The 8,691-nt window shown below is 73.6% G+C and carries 9 protein-coding genes; 3 read left to right on the top strand and 6 right to left on the bottom strand.

The features are described from left to right. Positions 1 to 298 precede the first annotated feature (298 nt). The 4 genes from ACFWBN_RS39270 to ACFWBN_RS39255 are packed head-to-tail and all read right to left on the bottom strand — an operon-like array spanning position 299 to position 4,050. The gene (locus ACFWBN_RS39270; protein WP_385186526.1) at positions 299 to 1,456 is read right to left on the bottom strand and encodes an acetyl-CoA C-acetyltransferase; all 1,158 of its coding nucleotides are present in this window, start codon (positions 1,454 to 1,456) and stop codon (positions 299 to 301) included. 18 nt (positions 1,457 to 1,474) lie between these two features. After that, entirely contained in the window at positions 1,475 to 2,101 is a 627-nt protein-coding gene (locus ACFWBN_RS39265; protein ID WP_385186523.1) for a TetR/AcrR family transcriptional regulator, read from the bottom strand. Positions 2,102 to 2,116: 15 nt separating this feature from the next. Further along, on the bottom strand, positions 2,117 to 2,899 hold the full coding sequence (locus tag ACFWBN_RS39260) for an SDR family oxidoreductase (protein WP_385186520.1): 783 nt from the start codon (positions 2,897 to 2,899) through the stop codon (positions 2,117 to 2,119). Next, a complete protein-coding gene (locus ACFWBN_RS39255; RefSeq protein WP_385186517.1) occupies positions 2,896 to 4,050 on the bottom strand; it encodes an acyl-CoA dehydrogenase family protein in 1,155 nt (384 codons plus the stop codon). Before ACFWBN_RS39255 ends, ACFWBN_RS39260 begins: the two co-directional genes overlap by 4 nt. Before the next feature lie 68 nt (positions 4,051 to 4,118). Here ACFWBN_RS39255 and ACFWBN_RS39250 point away from each other — a divergent pair, with 68 nt between their 5' ends. The 3 genes from ACFWBN_RS39250 to ACFWBN_RS39240 are packed head-to-tail and all read left to right on the top strand — an operon-like array spanning position 4,119 to position 7,134. Then, on the top strand, positions 4,119 to 4,994 hold the full coding sequence (locus tag ACFWBN_RS39250; protein WP_385186514.1) for an enoyl-CoA hydratase: 876 nt from the start codon (positions 4,119 to 4,121) through the stop codon (positions 4,992 to 4,994). Continuing rightward, on the top strand, positions 4,994 to 6,139 hold the full coding sequence (locus ACFWBN_RS39245) for an acyl-CoA dehydrogenase family protein (RefSeq protein WP_385186511.1): 1,146 nt from the start codon (positions 4,994 to 4,996) through the stop codon (positions 6,137 to 6,139). The genes ACFWBN_RS39250 and ACFWBN_RS39245 overlap by 1 nt, the downstream gene beginning before the upstream one ends. Then, complete coding sequence (locus ACFWBN_RS39240; RefSeq protein ID WP_385186508.1) at positions 6,139 to 7,134, top strand: acyl-CoA dehydrogenase family protein; 996 nt, start codon at positions 6,139 to 6,141, stop codon at positions 7,132 to 7,134. Before ACFWBN_RS39245 ends, ACFWBN_RS39240 begins: the two co-directional genes overlap by 1 nt. Here the strand turns inward: ACFWBN_RS39240 and ACFWBN_RS39235 are convergent. Both ACFWBN_RS39235 and ACFWBN_RS39230 read right to left on the bottom strand, forming a co-directional pair. After that, positions 7,107 to 7,478: a YrdB family protein gene (locus ACFWBN_RS39235; protein ID WP_385186505.1), complete on the bottom strand. Its 372-nt coding sequence runs from the start codon at positions 7,476 to 7,478 to the stop codon at positions 7,107 to 7,109. The genes ACFWBN_RS39240 and ACFWBN_RS39235 overlap by 28 nt on opposite strands. Positions 7,479 to 7,530: 52 nt before the next feature. Then, positions 7,531 to 8,253, bottom strand: a complete 723-nt coding sequence (locus tag ACFWBN_RS39230; RefSeq protein WP_385186502.1) for a class I SAM-dependent methyltransferase — start codon at positions 8,251 to 8,253, stop codon at positions 7,531 to 7,533. Positions 8,254 to 8,691 lie beyond the last annotated feature (438 nt).

Raw genomic sequence — 8,691 nt, 5'->3', positions numbered from 1 at the left:
GGGCGTCCCCGCAGGACGAGCGCGCAACCAAAGCCGCACGCCAGTGACGAGGCTTGGTGCGCGAGGACGAGGAGACGTCCCGGAGGGACCCCGCGCACAGCCCGGGCACTCCGACCCCGCCCAGGGGAATCCCAGCCTCGCCGGCGTTTGAGGCGCGGGGTCTGGGGCGGAGCCCCAGCAGCAGCGCCGCACCCGGCCGGCCAGACCCCGCCTGGGGGCACCAAACCCAGCCCCGCCGGCGTTTGAGGCGCGGGGGTGCGGGGGCAGAGCCCCCGGAGCGGCGCCGCAGCCCGGCCGGCTACAGACGCTCGAGGATCGTCACGTTGGCCTGCCCACCCCCCTCGCACATCGTCTGGAGGCCGAACCGGCCCCCCGTGCGCTCCAGTTCGTGCAGAAGGGTGGTCATGAGCCTGACGCCCGTCGCCCCCAGCGGATGCCCCAGGGCGATCGCGCCGCCGTTGACGTTCACCCGCTCCGGGTCCGCGCCCGTCTCCTTCAGCCAGGCCAGCACCACCGGCGCGAACGCCTCGTTGATCTCCACCAGGTCGATGTCGGCCAGCGACATGCCGGTCTTCTTCAGGGCGTACGCCGTCGCCGGGATCGGCGCGGACAGCATGCGGATCGGGTCCTCGCCGCGGACCGAGAGGTGGTGGATGCGGGCCCGCGGCCGCAGGCCGTGTTCGCGGACCGCCCGCTCGGAGGCGATCAGCATGGCCGCCGCGCCGTCGGAGACCTGGGAGGAGACGGCCGCCGTGATGGTGCCGCCCTCGACCACCGGCTTGAGCGTCGCCATCTTTTCGAGGGTGGTGTCCCTCCGCGGGCCCTCGTCCACCAGCACGTCCCCGTACGGCACCGTCTCACGGGAGAAACGGCCCTCGTCGATCGCGCGGACCGCCCGCTGGTGGGAGCGGAGGGCGAATTCCTCCATGTCCCGCCGCGAGATGCCCCACTTCTCCGCGATCAGCTGCGCGCCGTGGAACTGGTTGACCGGCGCGTCCCCGTACCTCGCGCGCCAGCCCTCCGAGCCCGCGTACGGGCCCTCCGTGAAGCCGAGCGGCTCCGCCGCCTGCCGCGACGCGAAGGCGATCGGGATCATCGACATGTTCTGGGTGCCGCCCGCGACCACCAGGTCCTGGGTGCCGGACAGGGCCCCCTGCGCCGCGAAGTGGACGGCCTGCTGGGAGGAACCGCACTGGCGGTCCACCGTCACCCCCGGCACCTCCTCCGGCAGGCCCGCCGCCAGCCACGCCGTCCGCGCGATGTCCCCGGCCTGCGGCCCCACCGTGTCGAGGCAGCCGAACACCACGTCCTCCACCGCGGCCGGGTCCACCCCGGACCGTTCGACGAGCGCCTTCAGTACGTGCGCTCCCAGGTCGGCCGGGTGGACCGCGGACAGGCCGCCCTTGCGCCGCCCCACGGGGGTGCGTACGGCGTCGACTATGTAGGCCTCGGGCATCGGAACTCCTCAGATCGGTCAGGTGCGTACGGCGATCCCGTCCAGCACCATCGACAGGTACTGGCGGGCGATCTCCTCGGGGCTGTGCTGTCCGCCCGGCCGGTACCAGGACGCCGCCACCCACACCGTGTCGCGGACGAAGCGGTAGGTGAGCCGGATGTCGAGGTCGGCGCGGAAGACCTTGGCGGCGACCCCGCGCTCCAGCGTCCCCAGCCAGGCCTTCTCGAACTTCTGCTGCGAGTCGGAGAGGTAGTGGAAGCGGGGCTGTGCGGAGAGGGTGCGGGACTCCTTCTGGTAGATCGCGACGGCGGCGCGGTGCCGGTCGATCTCCCGGAAGGATTCGGTGACCAGGGCCTCGATGGTCTCCCTGGGGCCGAGGCCCGCGGCGAGGACGGTGTCGTAGCCCTCCCACAGCTCGGTCAGGAAGGCCGAGAGGATCTCGTCGAGCATCGATTCCTTGGAATCGAAGTGGTAGTAGAGGCTGCCGGCGAGCATGCCGGCGGCGTCGGCGATCTTGCGGACGGTGGTGGCGTTGTAGCCCTGCGCGGCGAAGACCTCGGCGGCGGTGTCGAGGAGTTCGCGGCGCCGCTCGGGGGAGGCCGTCACCTGCGGCTTCTTCTTCTGGGTCGGCTTCTTCGTTGGCACGCGTCCATTCTCGGCCTACGGGTGCTGGCTGCTGACCGACACGGTCTCGCCGGTCATGTACGACGAGTAGCCGCTGGCCAGGAAGACGATGACGTTGGCGACCTCCCAGGGCTCGGCGTACCGGCCGAAGGCCTCGCGGGCGGTGAGTTCGGCGAGCAGTTCCTCGCTGGTGACCTTCGCCAGGTGCGGGTGCATGGCCAGGCTCGGGGCGACCGCGTTGATCCGTACGCCGAACTCCGCGGCCTCCAGTGCCGCGCAGCGGGTCAGTGCCATCACCCCGGCCTTGGCGGCGGCGTAGTGGGCCTGGCCGGTCTGGGCGCGCCAGCCGACGACGGAGGCGTTGTTGACGAGGACCCCGCCGCCCCCGGACGCCTTGAGCGACCGCAGTGCGGCGCGGGTGCAGCGGAAGGTGCCGTTCAGGGTGACGTCGAGGACGCGGGACCACTGTGCGTCGGTCATGTCGACGAGGGCGGCGGTGCCGCCGAGGCCGGCGTTGTTGACGACGATGTCGAGGCGGCCGTGGGTCCGCTCGGCGAGCGCGAAGAGGGCCTGGACCTGCTCCTCGTCGGTGACGTCGCACGGGAGGGAGGCCACGCGCTCCGCCCCGAACTCGGCGGCGAGCGCCTCCTCGGTCTCCTTGAGGCGGCGCGCGTGGGCGTCGCTGATCAGGATCCGGGCGCCCTCCTCCAGGAAGCGGCGGGCGGTGGCCCCGCCGATCCCGGCGCCGGCGGCGGCGGTGATGACGGCGGTGCGCTCCCTCAGCAGGCCGTGGCCGGGGACATAGTCGGGGGTGGTCACGCCCGTACCTCCTTGGGAAGGCCGAGGATCCGCTCGGCGATGAGGGTGCGCTGGATCTCGTCCGAGCCCGCGTAGATGGTGTCGGCGCGGGAGAAGAGGTAGAGCCGCTGCGGGTCGTCGAGGTCGTACGGGTCCCCGTGCGCGCCCGTCGCGAGGAGCGAGGCGGCTCCGCAGACGTCCATGGCGAGTTCACCGAGGTCCCGGTGCCAGCGGGCCCAGTACAGCTTGGCCATGGAGGGGGCGGTTCCGGGGCGCAGGGCGGTGGCGCGCATGGCTTCCAGGCCGATCCAGGCCCGGACGAGGCGGTCGCGGACGAGCGGGTCGGCGATCGCGCCGTTGCGGCGGGCGAGTTCGGCGAGGTTTTCGAGTTCGCGGCGGAAGCCGACCTGCTGGCCGAGGGTGGAGACGCCGCGCTCGTAGCCGAGGGTGGCCATGGCGACGGTCCAGCCCTCGCCGGGTGCGCCGACGACGTGGGCGGCGTCGGTGCGGGCGCCGTCGAAGAAGACCTCGTTGAACTCGGAGGTGCCGGTGAGCTGGACGATGGGCCGGATCTCGACGCCGGGCTGGTCCATGGGGACCAGGAGGTAGGACAGGCCCGCGTGGCGGCGCGAGCCGGGTTCGGTGCGGGCGATGACGAAGCACCACTGGGCCTCGTGGGCGAGGGAGGTCCAGATCTTCTGGCCGTCCACCACCCACTCGCCGCGCGCCGGGTCGAGGGTGGCGCGGGTGCGGACGGCCGCGAGGTCGGAGCCGGCGCCGGGTTCGCTGTAGCCCTGGCACCAGAGCTCCTCCACGGCCCGGATGGGCGGGAGGAAGCGGCGTTTGTGCTCCTCGGTGCCGTGGGCGATGAGGGTGGGGCCGAGGAGCTGTTCGCCGATGTGGTTGACGCGGGCGGGGGCGTCGGCGAGGGCGTACTCCTCGTGGAAGGCGATCTGTTCCTCGACGCTCGCGCCGCGGCCGCCGTACTCGACGGGCCAGCCGAGGCAGGTCCAGCCGTGCGCCGCCATGTGCCGCTCCCAGGCGAGGCGTTCGGCGAAGGCCTCGTGCTCACGGCCGGGCCCGCCGCGGCCCTTGAGCGCGGCGAACTCGCCGGTGAGGTGGGCCTTCAGCCAACTCCGAACCCCGGTGCGGAACTCCTCGACGCTGCTCATGGCCGTACGTTAACCTACCAAACACTTGTTAGGGAAGGCCGTTTGTCAGGTAAGGAAAGGACGTCCGCATGTCCGAAGCTCCGGTGGTCCCCGCGGTCCCGGTGGTGCTGTACGAGCGGCACGGCCCGGTCGCGTACGTGACCATGAACCGCCCGCGCTACCGCAACGCGCAGAACAGCGCCATGACCTACGCCCTGGACGACGCCTTCTACCGCGCCGCCGACGACCCCGAGGTGAAGGTGGTCGTCCTGGCCGGGGCGGGCGAGCACTTCTCCGCAGGCCACGACATCGGTACCCCGGAGCGCGACGCCCACCTCCCCTTCGAGCGGCGGGCCGGCCTGTGGTGGGACCACTCGGACCGGCCGGGCGCCGAGTCCCGCTTCGCGCGCGAGTCGGAGGTGTACCTGGGCATGTGCCGGCGGTGGCGGGAGCTGCCGAAACCGGTGATCGCCTCCGTGCACGGGGCGTGCGTGGCGGGCGGGCTGATGCTGGCCTGGGTCTGCGACCTGATCGTGGCGAGCGAGGACGCCTTCTTCGCGGACCCGGTCGTACGGATGGGCATCCCCGGGGTCGAGTACTTCGCGCACCCGTGGGCGATGCCGCCGCGCATCGCGAAGGAGTTCCTGTACACGGGCGACCGGATGCCCGCCCGGCGCGCGTACGAGGTCGGCATGGTCAACCGGGTCGTGGAACGGGCCGAGTTGGCGCCGGAGACCGACCGGCTCGCCCTGCGGATCGCCGAGATGCCCGGCTTCGGGCTGGCCCTGACCAAGCGGGCCGTCAACCAGGCCGAGGACCTCCAGGGCCTGCACACCGGCATGGACTCGGTGTTCGGCCTGCACCACCTGGCGCACGCGCACAACGCGGAGACGGCGGCGGACTCGCTCGGCGGCATGAACGTGTCCGCCATGAAGGACGCCGCCATGAAGGAGGCGAACAGCTGATGGACCTGACCCAGACACCGGACGTGGAGGCCTTCCGGGCGGAGGCCCGGAGCTGGCTGGCCGCGCACGTCCCGCCCGCCGCCCTCCCCTCGCTGGAGACGGAGGAGGGGTTCGCGGCCCACCGGGAGTGGGAGGCGCTCCTGCACGCCGACCGCTGGTCGGTGGTGTCCTGGCCCGAGGAGTACGGGGGCCGGGGCGCGGACATCGTCAAGTGGCTGGTGTTCGAGGAGGAGTACTGGGCGGCCGGCGCGCCCGGCCGGGTCTCGCAGAACGGCATCAACCTGCTCGCCCCGACACTCTTCGACCATGCGACACCCGAGCAGCGGGCCCGGGTGCTGCCCTCCATGGCGAGCGGCGAGGCGATCTGGGCCCAGGCCTGGTCGGAGCCGGAGTCGGGCTCCGACCTGGCCTCGCTGAAGTCCCGGGCGGTGCGCACCGAGCGCGGCTGGCTGCTGTCCGGGCAGAAGACCTGGTCCTCGCGGGCCGCCTTCGCGGACCGCGCCTTCGGCATCTTCCGCACGGATCCGGACGCCCCCAAACCGCACCAGGGACTGACGTATCTGATGTTCGACCTGCGCGCGCCCGGGGTGACGGTGCGGCCCATCGGCCGGCTCGACGGCAAGCCGGCCTTCGCGGAGCTCTTCCTGGACCAGGTCTTCGTACCGGACGAGGACGTGATCGGCGAGCCGGGGCAGGGCTGGCGGATCGCGATGTCGACCACCGGCAACGAGCGGGGGCTCACCCTGCGCTCCCCCGGGCGGTTCCTGGCGGCCGCGGACCGCCTGTTCGGGCTGTGGCGGGAGCAGGGCGACCCCTCCGACACCGCGCTGCGGGACCGGGTCGCGGACGCGGTGATCGGGGCGCGCGCCTACGAGCTGTTCACCTGGGCCAACGCCTCCCGCTTCGCGGCGGGCGAGACCATCGGCGCCGAGTCCAGCCTGAACAAGGTGTTCTGGTCGCAGTACGACATCGCCCTGCACGAGACGGCGCTGGACCTGCTGGGCGCGGACGCGGAGCTCGCCGAGGGCGAGTGGGCCGAGCCCTGGATCTTCTCCCTGGCGGGCCCCATCTACGCGGGGACGAACGAGATCCAGCGCGACATCATCGCCGAGCGGCTGCTCGGCCTCCCGAAGGGCCGCCGCTGATGCGCTTCCTGCCGACCGACGAGCAGTCGGACTTCGCCCGTACGCTGCGCGCCCTGCTGGGCGCGGCCGACGTCCCCGCGGCCGTACGGGCCTGGGCGGGCGGCGGGCACGGGCCGGGGCGGGCGCTCTGGTCCCGGCTGGCCGACACGGGCCTGTTCGCCCTGGCCGCGCCCGAGGCGTACGACGGCATGGGCCTGCTCCCGACGGAACTGGCCCTCGGCTTCGTGGAGCTGGGCCGGGCCGGGATGCCGGGGCCGGTGGTGGAGACGGCTTCGGCGGCGGTCCTCCTCTCCGAACTGGGGGACGAGGGGCTCGCGAAGCGCTTCCTGCCCGGGCTGGTCGCGGGCGAGGCCTCGGCCACGCTGACGCTGCCGGGCGGGAGTCCGTACGCCCTCGACGCGGACGCGGCGACGTACTGCTTCACGGTGTCGGAGGCGGGCGAGCTTCGGCTGGCTCCGGACGGGGGCGGCCCGCCGCTGGCCTCGACGGACCCGGTCCGCCGGCTGACCGTGCCCGCGGCGGGCGGCGAACTCCTGGCGGCGGGCCCGCGGGTGGCGGAGGCCGCGGCGGAGGCCGGGCGCTGGGCCCGGCTGCTGACGGCGGCCCAGTGCCTGGGCGTCGGCGAGGCACTGCTGGCCCGGACGGTGGAGTACGCGAAGCAGCGCACGCAGTTCGGGACGCCGATCGGCGGCTTCCAGGCGGTCAAGCACCGGCTGGCGGACACCCTGCTGGGCCTGGAGTTCGCCCGGCCGCTGGTGTGGGCGGCGGCGTTGTCCCTGGCCGACGGGGACGTGGCCGCTGCGAAGCTCACGGCGGGCGAGGCGGCGTACGCGGCGGCCCGCACCGCCCTCCAGCTCCACGGCGCGGTCGGCTACACGGAGGAACTGGACCTGTCCCTGTGGCTGCGCAAGGCCCGCCCGCTGCGCGACGCGTGGGGTACGCCGTCGGCGTGCCGGTCGGAGGTCCTTCAGGCGCGGGAGTCCCGAGAGCGGTAGTACGTAACGAGAGCGGTGTTCACGAACACGATCCCCGCGAACCAGCAGGCCTGCGGCCGCAGCCCGAGCCCGACCAGGGCGAGGGCGGCGGCCCCGAACACCACGGCCTTGACGGCAAGTACGGCGGGCAGCGGGACCTGGTAGCGGGCCTTGGGCGCGGCGAAGGCACCCCACAGCAGGGCAGCGGCGGCCGCGGCCGCCGTACCGAGCAGCACTCCGCCGATCAGCCCGCCTCCCTGCCGGTAGCCCCACAGGGCGAGGGTGAGAAGGGCGAAGACCTCCAGGACGAAGGCAAGGAGGTCGTGGAGTATCCCGAAGGTCCGTCTACGGCGCGGTGCTGTCATGCGCACAACCTCACCCGATCCGGGAGGGCTGTCCAGTGCCGTGTTCCCCGTCTCACACGCGGGCGACGCTGAGGCTGACCACGTACGGCTCCTCGACGGCCCCGTCGGGGAAGAGGGCCAGCAGCCGCTCCCGCTCGGCGTCCATGAACTCCCGGGTGCGGGCCTCCCCCAGGAGGAGGAAGGCGGAGTGGCTGGCGTGGTTGGCGAGGTGTGCGGCCAGCGGGATCCGCCGGGACCACCGGACCTCGCGGGTGGTGACGTCCAGCCCTTCCAGGGACTCGCGGGTGGGCAGCCCGGTCGCCCCGAAGAAGGCACGGAGCCGTTGGTCCTGCTCGGCGATCCAGGGGACGGCGGTGTCCAGGTCGTTCCACCACAGCGCCAGCGCACCGCCGGGGCGCAGCACGCGGCGGGCCTCGGGGACGGAGCGGGCGGGGTCGGTCCAGTGCCATGCCTGGGCGTAGGTGAGGAAGTCGAACGCGCCGCTCGCCAGCGGCAGCCGGTCGCCGTCGCCGCGCACGATCGGGATGCCGGGGTTGGCCCGCCGGAACTCGGCGGCCATGCCGTCCCCGGGCTCCACGGCGACGACCTCGGCCCCACGGGCCCGCAACAGCCCGGTGGCGATCCCGGTCCCGGCCCCCACATCGGCCACCCGCGCCCCGACGAGCGACCGCCCGGCGAGCGCCTCGACTGCGTCGAACAACGCCGCCGGATACGCGGGGCGGTAGGCCTGGTACAGCGCGGCGGCGGCATCGAAGGACCGGGCACGTGAGGTCATGCCGCCATTCTCTCCGGGCGCGGCGCCGTTCCGGGGGCTCTGCCCCCGCGCCTCAATCGCCGGCGGGGCTGGGTTTGGTGCCCCCGGGCGGGGTCTGGCCGGCCGGGCTCGGCTCCGCTGCTGGGGCTCCGCCCCAGACCCCGCGCCTCAAACGCCGGCGGGGCTGGATTTGCCCCCGGGCTGGGTTCAACCCCCGGGTGGGGCCAGGTGGGTTTGTTCCGCCCGGGCGGGGTCGGCCAGGTGGGTTTGTTCGCCGGGGCGGGGTCGGAGTGCCCGGGCTGTGCGCGGGGTCCCTCCGGGACGTCTCCTCGTCCTCGCGCACCATGCCTTGTCACGGCGTGCTGCTTTGGTTGCGCGCTCGTCCTGCGGGGACGCCCCTGCGCGCCCCCGCTCCCCCCGCGGGTCCCAGGGCCCCGGCTCGGTGTAGGGGGAGTCGAT

This window comes from Streptomyces sp. NPDC059989 (genome assembly GCF_042736975.1).
GTDB lineage: Bacteria > Actinomycetota > Actinomycetes > Streptomycetales > Streptomycetaceae > Streptomyces.
Note: the sequence above shows the minus strand (reverse complement) of the source record. Positions and strands in the feature narration are given on the sequence as shown.

Coding starts and splice junctions, on each gene's coding strand:
- ACFWBN_RS39270 (WP_385186526.1), bottom strand. CDS start 1,456: ATGCCCGAGGCCTACATAGTCGACGCCGTACGCACCCCCGTGGGGCGG.
- ACFWBN_RS39255 (WP_385186517.1), bottom strand. CDS start 4,050: ATGAGCAGCGTCGAGGAGTTCCGCACCGGGGTTCGGAGTTGGCTGAAG.
- ACFWBN_RS39250 (WP_385186514.1), top strand. CDS start 4,119: ATGTCCGAAGCTCCGGTGGTCCCCGCGGTCCCGGTGGTGCTGTACGAG.
- ACFWBN_RS39245 (WP_385186511.1), top strand. CDS start 4,994: ATGGACCTGACCCAGACACCGGACGTGGAGGCCTTCCGGGCGGAGGCC.
- ACFWBN_RS39240 (WP_385186508.1), top strand. CDS start 6,139: ATGCGCTTCCTGCCGACCGACGAGCAGTCGGACTTCGCCCGTACGCTG.
- ACFWBN_RS39235 (WP_385186505.1), bottom strand. CDS start 7,478: ATGACAGCACCGCGCCGTAGACGGACCTTCGGGATACTCCACGACCTC.
- ACFWBN_RS39230 (WP_385186502.1), bottom strand. CDS start 8,253: ATGACCTCACGTGCCCGGTCCTTCGATGCCGCCGCCGCGCTGTACCAG.